This is a genomic window from Clostridium sp. Marseille-Q7071 (assembly GCF_965112025.1).
Genome location: NZ_CBCOPR010000001.1, coordinates 769,544 through 787,793 on the forward strand (window position 1 = coordinate 769,544; position 18,250 = coordinate 787,793).

Here is an 18,250-nt window from a genome sequence, read left to right on the forward strand (position 1 = left end):
GAAAATGTCTAAAAAAAGTAGTAAGAATAATGAACTTCTAAATAATTCTAAGGCAAATTCTTCTCCAAAGATATATTATTTATTAGTTAAATTAGTTAATGATAAAAGAGAAGATCTAGCAGAGTTGGTTTTAAAAGTTGATTATTTGTTAGAATATGCAAGTAAATGTATAAAAGAAAAGGATTTTGCTGAGGCAAAAGAAGTGTTAGACAAAGCTAAAAATAGAATAAATACATTAAAAGATAAAGATGTAGACACAGAGTATTTAGATTATTTATATGAAGGTATAGTAAAAAAAATAAAAATATAATTCTTTATAAAAGTAGCTTTATATGAAGGTCATTAATTAGATTTGCATAAAGTTACTTTTGCTTTTATTTGAACTCTAGTAAAAGTAAAGTATTAATTCATAGTGAGAATTTTATTCAACTACTTGATGAATTAGTTTATAATGTTTTGTATAATAATAAATTTGAGGTGAAATATTATGGCTATAGATAGTATAGATGTAGCAAAAATTGCTTTAAAACTTGCTATATCTTCTAGAGAAGAAGAAAAAGTATTGGAAGCTGAGCTAAGGCAAAAAGGAATTTTGACAGTAGCAGTAGATGTTGGCGGAAATATTAATAGTTCTATTCCTAAAATAATAGAAAGAGCACTAGTTGCTTCAAAAAGAAATGGAATAATAGAAGATTGTCATGTTCATGATGGTGCAGTAGTAGGTGCAACCAGAGAAGCAATTATGCAAGTTGCAGCAAAAGCAAATGGACTTAATGTTGGTGGGAAAATTGGAATAGCAAGATACGGAGAGCATTTAAGTGTATGTATATTTATGAGCATAGGATTGCTTCATTTAAATGAAGTTGTAATAGGAATAGGACACCGTTCAATTCCAAATATGTAAAAAAGATAATATTGACAATCTTAAAAAATAAACATAGAATATTAACAAGTCAATTTTTTGGCTTATGTAGTAAAATAGTAGAATAGTAGTTTTGTAGTTTTGTAGTTTTGTAGTTTTGTAGTTTTGTAGTAGTATTTAGAAGGTTAACTAAAATTAAATATCATTATGTGTAGTAGATTTTAATTAGGTAAAATGGTAGTTTTGTAGGAGATATTAAAATGAGTCTATGTTTTTTTGTTATATAACTCTCCTATAGGAGAGTTTTTTGTTTTAGGCATCTTCAAAAAATAATAAACCAGTCTGTTAGCCTATTTTCCATCATACTGCGTTGTCAGAACTTGCCCATAGCGCCACTATGAGCAGAACCTGACGCCTTGTCTGATAAAAAATATTCTAACATCTTTGGCCCATTATTTTCTTTCAGATGCCTTATAAAAATTATAAATATTTTGGAGGATGGTAGTATGGTAGCAAAAAGATTAAAAAGCGTTTTTGCAGTGTTATTAACTGCGGCTATTTTAGGAGGATGTGTAAATTCTAATAAAACACATTCCAATGATAATAAAGAAATTAAAATCGGTATTTCACAACTAATCGAGCATCCAGGACTAGATGCTACAAGAAACGGATTTATTGATGGTTTAAAATCAAAGGGCTTTGAAGAAGGTAAAAATATAACCTTTGATTTTCAAAATGCCCAAGGAGATATTCCTACAACTCAAACTATAGCACAAAAATTTGTATCTCAAAAAATGGATATGATAATGGCTATAGCAACACCTGCAGCTCAAGCAGCCTACAATACAACAAAAGATATACCAATTTTAGTAACGGCAGTTACAGATCCAGTAGAGGCTGGCCTCGTTAAGTCTATAAAAGAACCTGAAACAAATGTTACAGGTACCTCGGATTATGTTTCAATTGATAAACAGTTTGAACTTCTAAAGAAAATTTTACCGGAAGCTAAAAAAGTAGGTATTTTATATAATACCAGTGAAAAAAATTCAGAAATTCAGGTAAATAATGCTAAAAATGCAGCACCTCAATTCGGATTAGAAATTGTAACAGCAGGAATAACTAATGTTAATGATGTGCCACAAGCATTAAATTCTCTATTTGGGAAAGTTGATGTGTTATACACACCTACAGATAATATAGTAGCATCATCAATGCCATTAATTTCTGCTCAATGCTTTAAAAATAATATTCCAATAATAGGTGCAGAAAAAGCACATGTTGAGTCTGGTGCATTAGCAACTAATGGTATTGACTACTATAAACTTGGGTTTCAAACAGGACTTATGGCTGTTGATATAATCAACGGAAAAGATCCTAAAGACATTCCTATAGTAACCTTAGATGAAATGCAGTTAATAATTAATACTGATGCAGCTAAAAAGTTAAATATCACTATTCCTGATGATTTAAATGATAAAGCTGAGAAGGTTGCAGGAGGTGTTAATTAGATGGGACTATTGATAAATATATTAGAGCAAGGATTAATATTTTCTATAATGGCTATCGGTGTCTATATAACTTATAGAATACTAGATTTTCCTGACCTTTCAGTAGAAGGAACATTTCCATTAGGTGCAGCCACTGCAGCAGTTTGTCTTATGAATGGTATAAATCCATTTATAGCATGCTTATTAGCTTTCATATCAGGAAGTATAGGAGGAATCATAACAGGATTACTTCATGTAAAACTGAAGATAACTAACCTTTTGTCAGGAATTCTTGTGATGATAGCATTATATTCAATAAATTTAAGGATAATGGGAAAATCTAATATTCCTCTATTTGGGAAAGATACTATTTTCACAGCAGTTTCTAATCCTATAATCATAATTGCTATTTTTGCATTGGCTTCAAAGATTATATTAGATTTATTTTTGAAAACTAAGCTAGGCTTTATTCTTAAAGCTACAGGAGATAATGAGCAATTGGTAACTTCTCTAGGAGTTAATAAGAACATGATCAAGATAGTAGGACTTATGATTTCTAATGGACTAGTCGCATTATCTGGAGCTATAATGGCTCAATATCAGGGATTTGCAGATGTAGGTATGGGAACTGGTATTGTAGTAATGGGACTTGCTGCTGTTATAATTGGAGAATCGATACTTAAAAAAGTTAATATAGTAAAAGGAACTACTATGGCTATATTAGGTTCAGTAATATATAAGGCTATAATAGCTATTGCCTTAGAACTAGGCTTTCAGCCTACGGATTTAAAACTTGTGACCGTAATTATAGTAGTTATAGCATTATCATTAAATAATAGAAATTTTAGTTTTAAAACTAGAAAAAAAGCAACAACAGGAGGTGAGGTTCTTGTTACAGATAAATAATTTATATAAAGTTTTTAATAGTAATACAGTAAATGAAAAAGTTATATTTGATAAATTTAATCTTAATGTGGAAAAAGAAGAGTTCATAACTATAATAGGAAGTAATGGAGCAGGAAAATCTACTCTTATGAATATAATATCAGGAGCAATAGCACTAGATGATGGCACTATTGTTCTAGATGATAAAGATATATCTACTATGGCTGAATATAAACGTTCAAAAGTTATAGGAAGGGTATTTCAAAATCCATCGTCAGGGGTAGCGCCTAATATGACAATTTTAGAAAATATGTCTATGGCACAAAATAAAGGAAATACATTTAATTTAACTAATGGTATATCTAAAAAAAGTATAGCCTTTTTTCAGGAAATGTTATGTAAATTAGATTTAGGTCTTGAAAATAAAATAAATATTAAGGTTGGTTTATTATCTGGTGGACAACGACAAGCTCTTTCATTAATTATGGCTGTAATGAGCAAGCCTCAAATATTGCTTTTAGATGAGCATACAGCGGCATTAGATCCTAAGACTTCAGAAAGAATTAATGAGATTACTGATGAAATTATAAAAGAACATAAAATTACAACTTTAATGGTAACTCATAACCTAAATCATGCTATAAGCATGGGAAATAGATTGATAATGATGCATCAAGGGAATATAGTTTTAGATGTATGTAAAGATGAGAAAAGAGAATTAACAGTAAATAAATTACTTTCTCATTTTGACAATCTTCAAAGTGAAGAATCATTAAGTGATAGAGTTTTATTTGGTTAAGATAAAATAAGGAGTAGAAGCTATAGCTTCTACTCCTTATTTTGATATATAAGATTTTGGAACAAGTAAGGATAATTACCAATAACTAAAATATTTAAGGTAGCTAAATAAAAAATATATAGAAAGTTAAGAAAAATTGAAGCAAATAAGTATTAAAGCTGTTATAGTTGTTAATATAGAGTTAAGACATATTAATTTGAATAAATTAATATGTAAAGTGAAAAACTTATTAAATATAGAAATATATAAAGACTTTATAAATAAAAAGTTTTAAAATTTGTCTATAGGGTTTCAATCCCTCAAATAAGCATATATACTTAATTACAAAGTAACTAAAATTTAATTATAAATATAAATTTACAATAAGGCATCTTTATAATCTTTGATTAGTTAATTTTTAGATGCCTAGAAACAATTTAAATATTAGCTATATAAATTGGCGGCAAATAGTAATTTAATGATTGAGGAGAAAGTTATGGCGGTAAAAATTTTAACTGATAGCACAAGCTATATTGATAAAAATATTAAAGAAGAATTAGATATAAAAGCTATATCTTTAAATGTTATATTTGAAAATGATAATTTTAAAGAATCTGATATAAGTAATGAAAATTTTTATAAAAAGATGGAGAAGGAAGGAATACCTACTTCTTCTCAGCCTTCCATTGAAGAGTTATATGATGTTATGAAATATATTGTAGAGACTGGTGATAGCATTCTTTGTATATTTTTATCTTCAGAGATGAGTGGGACATACTCAACAGCTCATATAGTAAAAAATATGATTTTAGAAGAATATAAAAATGCAAAAATAGAAATATTAGATTCCCGTTCTAATTGTATGCAACTTGGATTTGCAGCTATTTTAGCTGCAAGAGCAGCAAAGGAAGGGAAGGAATTAAAAGAAATTAAGAGAATTGCTGAAGAAAACCTAAAGAGAAGTAGGTTTTTATTTATACCAGATAATCTTGAGTATTTAAAAAAAGGTGGGAGAATTGGAGGAGCAAGTGCCCTGATTGGGAATTTACTTAAAATAATACCAATTTTAACAGTTGAAGAAGGAAAAACAACAATATATACGAAAGTTAGAACCAAAAAGAAAGCTGTAACAACAATGTTAGATAAAATCTTAGAAGACACTAATAAATATGGATTAGGGGAAGTAGTTATTCATCATATCAATTGCTTTAATGAGGCAATTGAATTAAGTAATAAGATAAAAGACATCTTTGGTTTAGAGGTTGAAATATGCGACATAGGACCAGTAATAGGAGTTCATGTTGGCCCAGGAGCAATTGGAATAGTTTATTATACAAAGCAGGATATTAGATAATTAAGTAGCCGTAGAACTTACTCTACGGCTATATTTATGTAAAATAATAATTTTAATCCATTACTCCTTTGTTAGTTCATCAATCATTTCAAATGTAAATCTGGCATTGGGATAAGTAATAGATCCACCACCAATTACACCAATTTTTATTGCTTCAGTAATCTCTTCTAAAGTTGCCTTCGCTTTAATGCTGCCTTCTAAATGGTATAATATGCATTCATTACAACGAGTTACTACAGAAATTGCTAATCCCATTAATTCTTTATTTTTCTTACTAATAGCACCATCACAATAAGTTTTATTATCGAGTTCACCAAATTCTTAAAAAAGAATCGGCATCTATTAACTTTTGATTATAATAGGCACAATGTTGTTTTAACTGTTCAGATTTCATTTTATTATCTCCTAAAACAATGAATTATTTACATTTCAAGTATAACATTGTCTATTGTTAATTAAATGGGAAGAGTTCATTAAATAAATAAAACTAATGATAAGTTATTTATTAATATTTCATAAGTATTACAACATTGTAATGATAGTGAAATATAAATCAATATTTTATATCATCACATGGTTTTACAATAAGTAATATAAGCATTTAAATATAGGGTTTCTTAATGAAAATTTAATCTATATAGTATTTTAATTTTCAAGGGGTTAAGTGGAGCAGGGAGGTAGATGAATATGAAAAAGTTTGGAGTACTCATAGTAGGATTAGTAATGTTAATAATAGGAATGATAGTATTTGCTAGAACTATGATTTATCCATTAAATAATAAAGGTATAATCGAAAAATATGGAGAGAAATACAACGTAGATCCAATATTAATTGCAGCAGTGATTCATTTTGAAACTAATTTTGAGCCAGTTGAATATGTAGAGGGAAAACCTTCAGGATTAATGAAGATTACAGACGAAGCTGGTATAAAAATCGCAAAGGAAATGGGAGAAAATTTATATAAAAAGGAACAAGCTGCTGAGAATGATACAAATATTAAGCTTGGAACATGGTATATATCTCAAAGCTATGTAGATAAAAATTATGATGAAATGATGGCTAATTGGATTATAAGAAATAGTAAAGAAGACAAAGAAATGATTGATTATGCAAGAAAATATTATGGGGAAAGAATAGAGCAAAGAGTAAAAGTGTATAAATTTTTATATCCAGAGTTAAGAAAGTGATATGTAAGTAATAAATTAATTATAAAATTAATTTATGCGTTAAAGGAATTAGTATTTTTAATATTGTGCATTATTTTAAATTGTGAATTGAAATATTTAAGGACGTAGTTATATTAAGTTATATATTAATTTTTAAGGTAGTCTAATAAAATAGTTATTAATAGCTAATCTTAAAAGTAGAAAAATTTTATACTATAATTAAAATAAATCATAAAGAAAGGAATAATATTAATGAATTATAAAGTAATGATTGTTGAGGATGATAACAATATTGCAAGGCTACTTGCTGAATATATAGAAAGATATGGTTATGAAGTGGTTGTAGCAGAAGATTTTGATGATATATTGGAGATGTTTAAAGAAGAAAATCCTAGTTTAGTGCTTTTAGATGTAAATTTGCCTAAGTTTGATGGATATTATTGGTGTACTAAAATAAGACAAATATCATTATGTCCCATAATATTTATATCTGCAAGAGATAGTGAAATGAATCAAGTTATGGCAATAGAAAGTGGTGCTGATGATTATATAACTAAGCCTTTTTATTATGAAGTAGTTCTTGCTAAGATAAAGGGGAATTTAAGAAGAGTTTATGGAGAATATTCATCACCAGCTAATGAAAGAATTGTAGAACTTGAAGGATTAATCTTATATCCAGAGAGATTTGAACTTCATTTTAACGATAAAAGCATAGTTTTGAGCAAAAAAGAAACAGAGCTTTTAGACACATTGATAAAAAAGTACCCAAAAGTTGCAACTAGAGAAACGCTTTTAGAAAAGTTATGGGATGATGAGAACTTTGTTGATGATAATACCCTCAATGTAAATATAACCAGGGTTAGAAAAAGACTTTTAGAGATAGGAATAGAAGATGGAATAGAAACATTAAGAGGTTCAGGATATAAAATAAATGTTACTTGGAGGAAATAATTAATGAGACTTTTTTTGAGAGAGCATATGGGGCTAATAATACTTTATTTAGTGAACTTTATTGCTCTTTTAACTATATATTTTATTTTTGGTGGGTTAAATAGTGTACCAAACTTAATGTATTTCATCTTTTTAAGTTCCTTTCTTTTGATATGTTATTTAATTCATAGATATTATAAAAATAAGCTGATTTATAAAAATTTAGATAATAAATATAATACCTTTGAGGAAACATTGGGGGAATTTGGAGATTCTCCTTTAGGTAGAAGTATGAATAAACTTTGTGAAGAGCTGTATGGTTTTTACCAACAAGAGTTTCATATTCAACTAAAAAAGCAAGAAGAACACCTTTCTTTTATAAATCAATGGGTACATCATATGAAGACGCCATTATCTGTAATAAAACTTTATATACAAGAAAATGATGGAGAAGAAATAGTTGAGAATATAAAAGGTGAAGTTGATAAACTTGAAAGAGGATTAAAACTAGCCCTTTACAATGCTAGATTAAATAATTTTGACCATGATTTTAATATTAGTAATTTTTCTCTTAAAGAAGCTATTAATGAAGAAGTTATATTTCTTAAGAGATTATTTATAAAAAATGGTGTATTTCCAAGGGTAAATGTAGAGGATAATATTACTATTAACAGTGATAGAAAATGGATATTATTTATAATGGAACAGCTTATAACTAACTCCATAAAATACTCCAAGGATAAAGGCGAGTACGTGGATATTAGAGGATTTAAAGGTGAGAATAATATTATAGTTGAAGTAGAGGATAAAGGTATAGGCATAGCTAAAAAAGATATTAGACGGGTTTTTGAAGCTTTTTATACCGGTGAGACTGGAAGAAAATATGGGGAATCAACAGGAATAGGACTCTATTTAGTAAAAGAAGTTTGTGATAAGCTTGGTCATCAAATATATATTAAATCTGAAGAAGGTATAGGTACAAAAATTAAGGTTGTAATTAAAAATGTTTAGAGGTTATAATATGAATTTGCTTGAATTAAAAGAAATATATAAAGTGTATGGTGAAGGAATAATAGCTTTAAAAAATATAAATTTATCTATTGAGAAAGGTGACTTTTTAACTGTTATGGGGCCATCTGGAAGTGGGAAAAGCACTTTGTTAAAAATTGCATCAACAGTTTTAGAACCTTCAGCTGGAAAAGTGAAGATTAATGGTAGTGATATTAAATTTAAAAAAGATGAAGAATTAATTCTTAATAGAAGAAGAAATTTAGGATTTGTTTTTCAAGATTTTAAATTATTAGAAGAATTAAATGTTGAAAATAATATAATATTGCCACTAGTACTAGAAGGGAAAAAGCAAAAGTTTATTAAAGAAAAGCTATTAAGAAATTCAGAACTTTTAGGCATTGAAAAGATTTTGAAAAAAAGTATTATAAATCTATCCGGCGGGGAAAAACAAAAAGTTGCTATAGCAAGAGCGCTTATAAATGATCCTATGATGGTATTTGTAGATGAAGGTACAGGAAAGTTAGACTTTAATACTTCACAAAATATAATGAAGTTATTTGAAAAAATAAATAAGGAGTTGAAAACAACTATATTTATGGTTACTCATGATCCTTATGTGGCGAGTTTTAGTGAAAGGGTAGTATTTCTTAGAGATGGAGAAATCTATAATGAAATATACAGTGGAGATAGTAAAAAAGACTTCTATAAAAGCATTTTAGATGTTATATCTTTCCTTGGAGGAAAAACCTATGAAATTTCAAGAGATATTACTTAAAAATACTTTTAGAAATTTAAAAAAGTATATATATTATTTAATAACTAGTACCTCTTCAGTTTTTGCCTATTTTATATTTTCTATCATATTAAATCATCCTAAAATGTATGAAAAACAGTATCGAATAGTAAAAGATGAAATACTGAGCTTTAGAGAAGCATTGTTTATTATTTCTATATTTTTTGTGCTATATTCATTAAAGAATTTTATGCTTTTAAGAAAAAAAGAATTCGGAATATTTAAAACCATTGGAATGGATAAAAAGGCTTTTTATAAGATAATTATTATTGAAAATATTATTATTGGTGGATTATCTATACTGTTAGGAATAATTTTTGGTACAATTTTTTCTAAGTTCTTCCTCATAATATTTTCATCAATGTTAGAAGGACCTGAAATGAATTTTTATTTCTCTATAAAGGTAATTAATGAAGTAGTGATTAGATATGGGATATTGTTTATTATAATACCTTTTATTGCGTCAAGAAAGATAATAAAATCTACACCTTATTCATTATTATTTCCCCATTATAACAATAAAGAAAAAACAAAACTTTATAAAATATTTAATATTTTAATATTTCTATTTATATTATCAATAATTATATATACTAATAAATTTACTCAGAAAGATACAGATATATTCTTTATAAAATTTATCTTGTTAATATTGATAAATTTTATATTTTTAAAAAGTATTTTATTAATATGCTTAAATTTTATAAAAGATATAAAGACAATATATTTAAATAAGAATAATATGTTATTTTTATCTGGTATAACAAGAAAAATAAATAATATGATTTCTTTAATAATCTTAAGCACATTTTTATTAACTTTTTCATTTGTATTATTAAGCTTGGCTTATATAGAAATAAATATATTAAAAAAAGAATTGAATATAGCAGTACCTTACACATATAGTATAGTTTTAAAAGATAATACTAATTATGAGAATGTCCAAAAATCTATAGAAAATATACTTAATAATAAAAATTTAAAATATGTTAAAGATGAATTTAGGCTTTTGATGACAAATGGAGAGAACAATATAATCTTTATAAAAAGTAGTGATTACAATTCTCTTTTAATATCAAAAGATAAAAAACAACTTTCTTTAAAGAAAAATGAAATAGCTTTTATAAATAAGGGAATACAATCTATTGATAAAAATAATATAAAGGAATCTTATATTTATATAAATGATATAAAATTAAAGATTACTGATATTATAAGAAGCAATATTGATTATAGCTTACCAAGTGGAGACATATATATTATATCTGAGGAACTATATAAAGAATTAGAAGAGCAATATAAAACTTCTTATTATATGGGATATGAAGTAGAAAATTGGGAGCAATTAAGTAAAATTAATGAAGATATATATAATAATATTAAAAAATACTCATTAGATGATAATATAGATATCACATCTAGATTATCAAGATATATAGCACAACGAAATTCTTCTAATATGAGCATATATTTTGGTGGGTTTATATCAGTATTACTTTATTTTATGACATTAAGCTTAATACATTTCAAATTTTATAATGACACTCTTTTAGATAGAGATCGATATGAAGGCTTAATGAGCATAGGTCTAACAAATAAAGAGTTAAAAAAATTAATAACGAAAGAGATGTATTTCATATTTTTCTTACCTTATACTATTAGTTTTATAAATACTAAAATTGTAATTGAACTATTTAGTGAGAGTTTTACTGCCGATATAAATGTTTATTTAAATATGATCTTAATTATAATTTTTGTTATAAATTTAGTATATTTTCTAGTGTGGAAATATAAAAGTTTAGATGAGCTAATGTTCAATATCAATATGAACACTATTTCAAAAGTAGATAATTAACTTTAATTTTACACCTTAGGGGAAGAGTAGTGAAGCCCTTTAGGATTCCCATGAGGTGCAGTATGCTTAGGAACAATACCTATTTATTTAGGCACATTCAAAAAATAAACAAGTCAGTATGCTAGACCCTTTTGTGCCATACTGCGTCAACAGAACCCATTGATAGCTCTACTATCAACGGAACCTATTTCCTTGTCTGACGCAAAATAGTCGTCGCATCTTTGACTTGTTATTTATTTTAATATGCCTTAATTAAAATAATGAAAATAGATAATATATCTAAATTATATTGCCAAAAGTGATTGTATCACTTTTACAATTTTAGAGATTGTACATCTATAGTAATACTATTACGTAAATAAAGCCTTATAAAAGTTTTACTTTTATAAGGCTTTAACTAAAAATTAAGCATTTAATTCTTTAGCAGTTTTATAAGGCATAAACAATCCAATAAGACCACCAATAATACTAGGTATTAGCCAACCAATGCCTACATCATAAAGTGGAATCATATGAGCAATTTCATATAAAGGAGAAAAAGTAAATCCTAAGCCTTCAATTACTTGAATAAAACTTATAACAAATGCACATATCATAGCTCCAATATAAACCTTAGAGTTTGAATTAATATATTTATCTATAAATGATACTAATATTAAAATAATAGTTAATGGATATATCATAAGGAGAAGAGGTTCAGTCACCTTAAGAATAACACTTAAACCTAAATTAGATACTATAAAACTAAATAAACAAACTAATCCTATAATTTTCTTATAAGAAAGCTTTGAAGACAATTCAGCAAAGTAATTTCCAAAAGCTGAAACAAGACCTACTGAAGTTGTTAGGCATGCAAAGGTTATAATTAATCCTAATAATAATATACCGCTTGTACCAAACAGATGACTCATAACATTTGTAAGTATAGTTACACCATCTTTTGTCTGGCCTAGAGAACTACTTGAAGCACCTAAATATGACAATGAAAAATAAACAATTAATAAGCTTAATGAAGCAATTATGCCGCTATAAATTGTATTTTTTGCAATTAGTTTTGGTTCTTTTACACCACGTTCTTTAATAGCGTTTATGACAATTATAGCAACAATTAATGCACCAACAGCATCTAAGGTTAGATATCCATCTAAAAATCCTCTTAAAAAAGGTGTATGGGCATACGCTCCAATTGGAGCTGAAAAACTGCCTATTGGTGAAACTATAGAAGTTATAGTTACAACACCTATCATAAGTAGTAAAGCAGGTGTTAATATCTTACCTATACGATCTACTAATTTAGATGGATTTAATGCTAAGAAATAAGTAATTATAAAAAATGTAAAGGTAAATAAAATTCGTGCAATCCACTGACCTTGAAAACCCTGTGGTAGTAAAGGCATTACACTCATCTCATAAGATACTGCACCTGTCCTTGGAACAATACACAATGGGCCCATTGCCATATAAATAACAATGATAAAAAACTTAGCAAATTTAGGATGAACACGGCTAGCTAATTTATTAAAGTTACCGTCAGCCAGGGCCACAGCTATTATAGCTAGCAGTGAAAGTCCTACATCTGCAGCAATAAAACCTAAGATTGCAATCCATGTATTAGTACCAGCAGCTTGACCTAATGCAGGAGGAAAAATCATATTTCCTGCACCGAAAAAAATAGCAAATAATAATAGTCCTATAGATAATATTTCACTGAACTTTAAAGAATTTTTCATAGATGGCCTCCTTCGTTATTTTGAAGATAAAAGTATAATTTCTTTATTTTTTACATTAATAGATTATTTTTTAACATATTTTTAGAGAAATATTATAAATTTAAATTTGTGGAAGATTTTAAATTTCTCTTAATTTGGGTATTAGATATCAAAATATGAATATTCGAATATTTATATTGAGGCTTGTAGTAGAAATTAAAGTTTGTTGCTTTAAGTAGTAAAATTAGTTATTTATAATTCCCTTCATTTTAATTTAAAATAGATGTAAAATCAATAATAACATTTTAGTATTGCTATGATTAATATGCAATTTAGACAAAATTTACTACAATATATAAATTATCATCAACAATAAGAAAGTGTATAACCAAGCCAATGTAAATATTTTCTCAAATTTAAATATAATCAGTTAAAAATATTTATACTTATAATAAAATATTTGAGATTATTATAAGTATTTAAAAAATTTTTTATAAAAGGATATTATTTAAGTATATCTTAAAACGTATCTTAAGTACTATAAACTTATTATTAATTAAATGTAAATAAAAGGTTACAATATAAAATTATAATATACTAATTAAGAAATTTTAAATTTTAAATTATATTGGAAAATACTACATAAAATCTTATGTAGTATTTTTGTTGCATAGAGTTTTATATTAATTTAAACTAAATATGAATAAAGTTAAATTGTTAACTTTTCTTAACCTTTTCTTAACCTTTTAAGAAAAAATAGGGATATAATTTTCTTATATACTATTTGTCGATAGATGTTATGATTTAACATTTTGATGTATATATTAACTACGAAAAAGATTACTAGAGGTGTATTATGAAGGGATATAGAAGAAGAAAAAGAAGAAAATTAAGAATTGTTAATCCAAGGAGATTTTTTGCATCAATAACCGTTACTACTTTAGTTGTATTTGCTGTATCAATGCCTATAAAAAATTATGTATTTAAAAGCATTTTTGGTAAGAATACTGCATCGGCAAAAAGTAACGTTAATATAGATAAAAATAATGATAATGAAATTGAAGATTTTAAAGAAAGTGGAACCTCTGAAAAAAAAGATAAAGACACCTTAAATATAGATAAAGTTAATCAAGAAAAAAATAATAGTACTAATTCTTCTTTAAATAATAATAGTGGTCAAGTTAAAAAAGTAGAAATCGATAATAAAGAATTTTTTAAAAATGCTGTGTTTATGGGAGATTCTATAGCAGAAAGCTTAGGTTTTTATGAGTTTCTAGATGAGTCTCGTGTTATAGCTGCTAAAGGGCATACTGTTATTAAGGCACAGAAAGATGTGGACAAGGTGGCTAGTTTATCACCAGAAAATATATTTATACTTTTTGGAATGAATGATTTGGAGACAGGAATAGATGGTCAGCAATTTGCAAAGAATTATGCGGATCTTATACATATGCTCAAGGAAAAATTACCTAAAGCAAATATTTATATTCATTCTATTCTTCCTATTAATGAAGAAGCACAGAAAGAGGATCCATTGCTTGCAAACACTCGTGTTGATGAATTTAATAGCGCATTAATAAATATGGCACAAAAGGAAGAAGTGGATTATTTTAATATAGCACCCCTATTAAAAGAACATAAAGATTTATATGAGCCTGACGGAAAACATACTAAGTATCAATTTTATGAGTTATGGCTTGATTATATAAAAAATAATATAAAATAATTATTAGGTATTTTCAAAAAATAGGTAGTCACTATTTTTCTATATTTTATGTCATACTGTATTAATGGAATCTCTAGATAGAATTCTATCTAGAGAAATTAGTGATGCGATAAGACGTGAGATATCTTGAAAATCCTTGACTAATTATTTTAGATGCTTAAAAATTCAATATAGAAAAAGGAGATTTAAAGCAGATGTTAAAACTATTTAAAAAAATCAACAAAAAATTTCTTATTACTATGGTTGTAGGTACCGTTGTGCTAGGAGCTTTAACTGGATGTTCCGGTAAAAAAGAAGAAGCTAAGAACCTTTCAGCAGTAGAAATAGGAGAAAAAATCAAACAAGCTGTTAACCTAGATGAAATGAAAGAAGGAGATAATGATAAACTTCAAAAGCTATATGACATAAAAACTGATGAAATTGAGAATTTTGTTCTTTATGGAGCTCCTACAAATCTTAAAGCTGATGAAGTGGCAGTAATTAAAGTTAAGGATGGTAATGATGTAGAAAGTGTTAAAGGAAAATTATCAAAAAGAGTAGAAGAACAAGGTAAAAGTTTTAAAGATTATCTTCCAGATGAATATTTCTTAATAGAAAAACATGTATTAAAAACTAAAGACAACTATGTTCTTTTAGCAATATCTAAAGATGCTGATAAAATAGAAAGTGCATTTGACGAAGCTCTTAAGTAACAATAGTTTGAGAGTTAGGCTGTTGCTTAGGAGGTGGACAAACTTTGGTATTTAGTAGTCTAATTTTTATTTTCTTATTTCTACCACTAACTATTTTTATTTATTATATATCTCCTAAGTCTCTTAGGAATTTAATATTACTTTTAGTAAGTCTTGTATTTTATGCGTGGGGAGAACCCCTGTACATATTAATAATGATATTTTCAACAGTATTTGACTACGTTAACGGTTTACTTATAGATAAGTATAGAGAACGTAAGGGGATTGCTAGAGCGGTATTTATAAACTCCATTGTAATAAATTTAGGGATACTTTGTTTCTTTAAATACTATGGATTTGTAGTGGATAATATCAATAATATTTTTAACTTAAGTATAAATGCGTCAACTCTTCCACTTCCTGTGGGAATATCTTTTTATACATTTCAAACTATGTCCTATGCTATTGATGTATATTTAGACAAAGTACCTGTGCAAAAAAGCATTATATCTTTTGGTGCGTATGTTACTATGTTCCCACAACTTGTTGCAGGTCCTATAGTAAAATATGGGGATGTTGCTAAGCAATTAGATGAAAGAAAAGAAACTTTAGATAAGTTTGGTGAAGGAGCAGAATTATTTATAAGAGGACTTTCTAAAAAAGTACTTCTTGCAAATAATATAGGGCTTCTTTGGACTACTGTGAAAGCAACTCCTATGGCAGAGCTTACAGTAATTTCTGCATGGCTAGGGATAATTGCCTTTACCTTCCAAATTTATTTTGATTTTAGCGGATATTCTGATATGGCATTGGGCCTTGGAAAAATGTTTGGTTTTGATCTTATGGAAAACTTCAATTACCCATACATATCAAAAAGTGTAACTGAGTTCTGGCGTAGGTGGCATATTTCATTAGGTTCATGGTTTAGAGAATATGTGTATATTCCTCTTGGCGGAAACAGAACAGGACAACTAAAGCAGCTTAGAAATCTGTTTGTGGTATGGTTTTTAACAGGATTATGGCATGGAGCAAACTGGAACTTTATTTTATGGGGATTGTATTTTGGATTTTTTGTAACCATAGAGAAGTTATTCCTTTTAAAGTGGCTTAAGAATAGACCTAAATTTATAGGACATATCTATACTCTTATTATAGTTATTGTTGGATGGGTATTTTTTGAATTTGAAAGCCTATCTTTAGCAATGGGATTCATAGGAACTATGTTTGGTTTTGGCAAGCATTTATTAATGGACAGTAAGACATTATATTACATATCAACTAATATAGTATTGTTTATAGTATTAGCAATTTGCTCAACTCCGCTTCCAAGAAAGGTTATTGTAAGTATAAGAGAAAGATTGAAGATGGTAGGTGCCATAGTTGTTCCACCTCTATATTTAATATTAATATTTCTTTCAACTGCTTATTTAGTAAATGAAACCTATAATCCTTTCTTATACTTTAGATTTTAATAGTATTAATATAGGGATACAATGCGAAAATTTAATATATACTCTGGAAAATAAATTTTCTATAAAAATAACTTAAATCCTTAGAAATTAAGGATTAATAATGAAGAATGAAGAATTCAGGAAAAAATTCACTAAAAGTGAATTTCTTAAAATAAAATTTATTTTAAGAAAACTCCAAAGGCTTTGGCCGTGGAGTTTTAACCATAATTATTCATCCTTAATTCTTAATTTTTAATCTATAAATAAGAGTTTTTGTTGTGGAAATTAAAATCATGCATAAGTTAAATTTTCGTTAAGGAACCCTATATATGTTCACTTTGAAAGAGGTGTTTTTCTTGAATAGATATGACAAAATATATAAATACATTATGGCAATATTGCTTTTATTATTTATAGGCTTTATGGTAGCTTTAAACATATTAACTCCTAATAAGAAATTTTCCGATTCAGAAAATAGAAACTTAGAGCAATTACCAAAGTTTTCATTTAAAAATCTTATGGGTGGAAAGTTTACTTCAAATTATGAAAAGTATATTTCTGATCAATTTGCTTTAAGAGATTTTTGGATAGGAGTTAAATCTGATACGGATAGAGTTATAGGAAAAAAGGAAAATAATGATATTTATTTAGGTAAAGATGGTTTCTTAATTCAAAAATTTAATAAACCAGAAGATAAGGATTTAAAGGATAAAGTAGAAACAATAAATTCTTTTGACAACTTAACACCTAACATTAATAAATATTTTATGCTAGTACCTACTGCTGTTAAGATATTAGAAGATAAGCTTCCTAACTACGTTTCTGATAGTGATGAGCTTACATATATTAATAAAGTTAAGAAATCTATAAATAATGATATAAATTTTGTTGATTTATATGATACTTTAAGTTCGAAAAAAGATGAGTACATATTTTATAAAACAGATCACCATTGGACAACAAAAGGTGCATATTATGCATATGGTGAATTAAGTAAGAAGATGGGGATTACTCCAAAGGGAGAAGAATACTTTAATATACAGAAAGTTACAGATGAATTTTATGGATCATTATATTCAAAGGGTGGTTTTAGACATTTAAACCCTGACAGTATTGAATTATATTTACCAAAGGATGATGAAAAATATAAAGTAGAGCATTTAGGTGAAGATAAAAGCTATGAATCTCTTTACGATATGAATAATATCAATAAAAAAGACAAATATACAGTATTTTTCAATGGAAACCATCCATTAATTAAAATAACAACTAATAAGGGGGAAGGAAGAAAGCTATTAGTGGTTAAAGATTCTTATGCAAACAGCTTTATCCCTTTTTTAACATCCCATTTTAGTGAAATTTATATGGTAGACCTTAGATATTATAGTGAGGGACTAAATACACTAATACAGGAAAATCAAATAAATGATATGTTAATACTTTATAATGCAAATACTTTCTTTGAAGATCCATCTATAAAAAATTTATCTGAATAGATCTAAAAGTCATCTATCATAATTATGTTAGATGACTTTTTCTATATAGTGAATTTAAAACAGTATTTATAGTAA

The 18,250-nt window shown here is 27.0% G+C and carries 17 protein-coding genes; 15 read left to right on the forward strand and 2 right to left on the reverse strand.

What is annotated here, in order from left to right:
* The first annotated feature begins 4 nt into the window (after positions 1-4).
* From ACWPW7_RS03585 to ACWPW7_RS03610, 6 genes are all read left to right on the forward strand, one after another.
* Positions 5-310 (forward strand): hypothetical protein, encoded by a 306-nt coding sequence (locus tag ACWPW7_RS03585; RefSeq protein ID WP_454052397.1) that lies wholly within the window; start codon positions 5-7, stop codon positions 308-310.
* 177 nt (positions 311-487) lie between these two features.
* Positions 488-904: a HutP family protein gene (locus ACWPW7_RS03590; RefSeq protein ID WP_454052398.1), complete on the forward strand. Its 417-nt coding sequence runs from the start codon at positions 488-490 to the stop codon at positions 902-904.
* A gap of 464 nt (positions 905-1,368) precedes the next feature.
* Complete coding sequence (locus tag ACWPW7_RS03595) at positions 1,369-2,370, forward strand: ABC transporter substrate-binding protein (RefSeq protein ID WP_454052399.1); 1,002 nt, start codon at positions 1,369-1,371, stop codon at positions 2,368-2,370.
* Entirely contained in the window at positions 2,371-3,255 is an 885-nt protein-coding gene (locus tag ACWPW7_RS03600) for an ABC transporter permease (RefSeq protein ID WP_454052400.1), read from the forward strand.
* On the forward strand, positions 3,239-4,033 hold the full coding sequence (locus ACWPW7_RS03605) for an ABC transporter ATP-binding protein (protein ID WP_454052401.1): 795 nt from the start codon (positions 3,239-3,241) through the stop codon (positions 4,031-4,033). Before ACWPW7_RS03600 ends, ACWPW7_RS03605 begins: the two co-directional genes overlap by 17 nt.
* Before the next feature lie 475 nt (positions 4,034-4,508).
* The gene (locus ACWPW7_RS03610; protein WP_454052402.1) at positions 4,509-5,366 is read left to right on the forward strand and encodes a DegV family protein; all 858 of its coding nucleotides are present in this window, start codon (positions 4,509-4,511) and stop codon (positions 5,364-5,366) included.
* Positions 5,367-5,426: 60 nt separating this feature from the next.
* Here ACWPW7_RS03610 and ACWPW7_RS03615 read toward each other — a convergent pair whose 3' ends face one another.
* On the reverse strand, positions 5,427-5,621 hold the full coding sequence (locus ACWPW7_RS03615) for a carboxymuconolactone decarboxylase family protein (RefSeq protein WP_454052403.1): 195 nt from the start codon (positions 5,619-5,621) through the stop codon (positions 5,427-5,429).
* Between the two features lie 432 nt (positions 5,622-6,053).
* Here ACWPW7_RS03615 and ACWPW7_RS03620 point away from each other — a divergent pair, with 432 nt between their 5' ends.
* The 5 genes from ACWPW7_RS03620 to ACWPW7_RS03640 all read left to right on the forward strand — a co-directional run bounded on the left by ACWPW7_RS03620 (position 6,054) and on the right by ACWPW7_RS03640 (position 11,122).
* Entirely contained in the window at positions 6,054-6,554 is a 501-nt protein-coding gene (locus ACWPW7_RS03620) for a transglycosylase SLT domain-containing protein (protein ID WP_454052404.1), read from the forward strand.
* Positions 6,555-6,785: 231 nt separating this feature from the next.
* A complete protein-coding gene (locus ACWPW7_RS03625; protein WP_454052405.1) occupies positions 6,786-7,484 on the forward strand; it encodes a response regulator transcription factor in 699 nt (232 codons plus the stop codon).
* A 3-nt stretch (positions 7,485-7,487) separates the two neighbouring features.
* A complete protein-coding gene (locus ACWPW7_RS03630) occupies positions 7,488-8,474 on the forward strand; it encodes a sensor histidine kinase (protein WP_454052406.1) in 987 nt (328 codons plus the stop codon).
* Positions 8,475-8,484: 10 nt separating this feature from the next.
* The gene (locus tag ACWPW7_RS03635) at positions 8,485-9,249 is read left to right on the forward strand and encodes an ABC transporter ATP-binding protein (protein ID WP_454052407.1); all 765 of its coding nucleotides are present in this window, start codon (positions 8,485-8,487) and stop codon (positions 9,247-9,249) included.
* Positions 9,224-11,122: an ABC transporter permease gene (locus tag ACWPW7_RS03640; protein WP_454052408.1), complete on the forward strand. Its 1,899-nt coding sequence runs from the start codon at positions 9,224-9,226 to the stop codon at positions 11,120-11,122. Before ACWPW7_RS03635 ends, ACWPW7_RS03640 begins: the two co-directional genes overlap by 26 nt.
* Before the next feature lie 404 nt (positions 11,123-11,526).
* On the opposite strand, the gene brnQ is transcribed toward ACWPW7_RS03640, so the two are convergent.
* Positions 11,527-12,852, reverse strand: a complete 1,326-nt coding sequence (gene brnQ, locus ACWPW7_RS03645; protein ID WP_454052409.1) for a branched-chain amino acid transport system II carrier protein — start codon at positions 12,850-12,852, stop codon at positions 11,527-11,529.
* Positions 12,853-13,687: 835 nt separating this feature from the next.
* On the opposite strand from brnQ, the gene ACWPW7_RS03650 reads away from it, so the two are divergent.
* The 4 genes from ACWPW7_RS03650 (at position 13,688) to ACWPW7_RS03665 (ending at position 18,175) form a co-directional block, all read left to right on the forward strand.
* Positions 13,688-14,557: a GDSL-type esterase/lipase family protein gene (locus ACWPW7_RS03650; RefSeq protein WP_454052410.1), complete on the forward strand. Its 870-nt coding sequence runs from the start codon at positions 13,688-13,690 to the stop codon at positions 14,555-14,557.
* A 194-nt stretch (positions 14,558-14,751) separates the two neighbouring features.
* Positions 14,752-15,249, forward strand: a complete 498-nt coding sequence (locus tag ACWPW7_RS03655) for a DUF4358 domain-containing protein (RefSeq protein ID WP_454052411.1) — start codon at positions 14,752-14,754, stop codon at positions 15,247-15,249.
* Positions 15,250-15,293: 44 nt separating this feature from the next.
* Positions 15,294-16,700, forward strand: coding sequence for an MBOAT family O-acyltransferase (locus ACWPW7_RS03660; protein WP_454052412.1), 1,407 nt, complete (start codon positions 15,294-15,296; stop codon positions 16,698-16,700).
* A 335-nt stretch (positions 16,701-17,035) separates the two neighbouring features.
* A complete protein-coding gene (locus ACWPW7_RS03665; RefSeq protein ID WP_454052413.1) occupies positions 17,036-18,175 on the forward strand; it encodes a DHHW family protein in 1,140 nt (379 codons plus the stop codon).
* Positions 18,176-18,250: the final 75 nt, after the last annotated feature.

Excerpts from the sequence above, each read along its gene's own strand:
- ACWPW7_RS03585 (WP_454052397.1), top strand. The coding sequence starts at position 5 with ATGTCTAAAAAAAGTAGTAAGAATAATGAACTTCTAAATAATTCTAAG.
- ACWPW7_RS03590 (WP_454052398.1), top strand. The coding sequence starts at position 488 with ATGGCTATAGATAGTATAGATGTAGCAAAAATTGCTTTAAAACTTGCT.
- ACWPW7_RS03595 (WP_454052399.1), top strand. The coding sequence starts at position 1,369 with ATGGTAGCAAAAAGATTAAAAAGCGTTTTTGCAGTGTTATTAACTGCG.
- ACWPW7_RS03600 (WP_454052400.1), top strand. The coding sequence starts at position 2,371 with ATGGGACTATTGATAAATATATTAGAGCAAGGATTAATATTTTCTATA.
- ACWPW7_RS03610 (WP_454052402.1), top strand. The coding sequence starts at position 4,509 with ATGGCGGTAAAAATTTTAACTGATAGCACAAGCTATATTGATAAAAAT.
- ACWPW7_RS03615 (WP_454052403.1), bottom strand. The coding sequence starts at position 5,621 with ATGGGATTAGCAATTTCTGTAGTAACTCGTTGTAATGAATGCATATTA.
- ACWPW7_RS03620 (WP_454052404.1), top strand. The coding sequence starts at position 6,054 with ATGAAAAAGTTTGGAGTACTCATAGTAGGATTAGTAATGTTAATAATA.
- ACWPW7_RS03625 (WP_454052405.1), top strand. The coding sequence starts at position 6,786 with ATGAATTATAAAGTAATGATTGTTGAGGATGATAACAATATTGCAAGG.
- ACWPW7_RS03630 (WP_454052406.1), top strand. The coding sequence starts at position 7,488 with ATGAGACTTTTTTTGAGAGAGCATATGGGGCTAATAATACTTTATTTA.
- ACWPW7_RS03635 (WP_454052407.1), top strand. The coding sequence starts at position 8,485 with ATGAATTTGCTTGAATTAAAAGAAATATATAAAGTGTATGGTGAAGGA.
- ACWPW7_RS03640 (WP_454052408.1), top strand. The coding sequence starts at position 9,224 with ATGAAATTTCAAGAGATATTACTTAAAAATACTTTTAGAAATTTAAAA.
- brnQ (WP_454052409.1), bottom strand. The coding sequence starts at position 12,852 with ATGAAAAATTCTTTAAAGTTCAGTGAAATATTATCTATAGGACTATTA.
- ACWPW7_RS03650 (WP_454052410.1), top strand. The coding sequence starts at position 13,688 with ATGAAGGGATATAGAAGAAGAAAAAGAAGAAAATTAAGAATTGTTAAT.
- ACWPW7_RS03655 (WP_454052411.1), top strand. The coding sequence starts at position 14,752 with ATGTTAAAACTATTTAAAAAAATCAACAAAAAATTTCTTATTACTATG.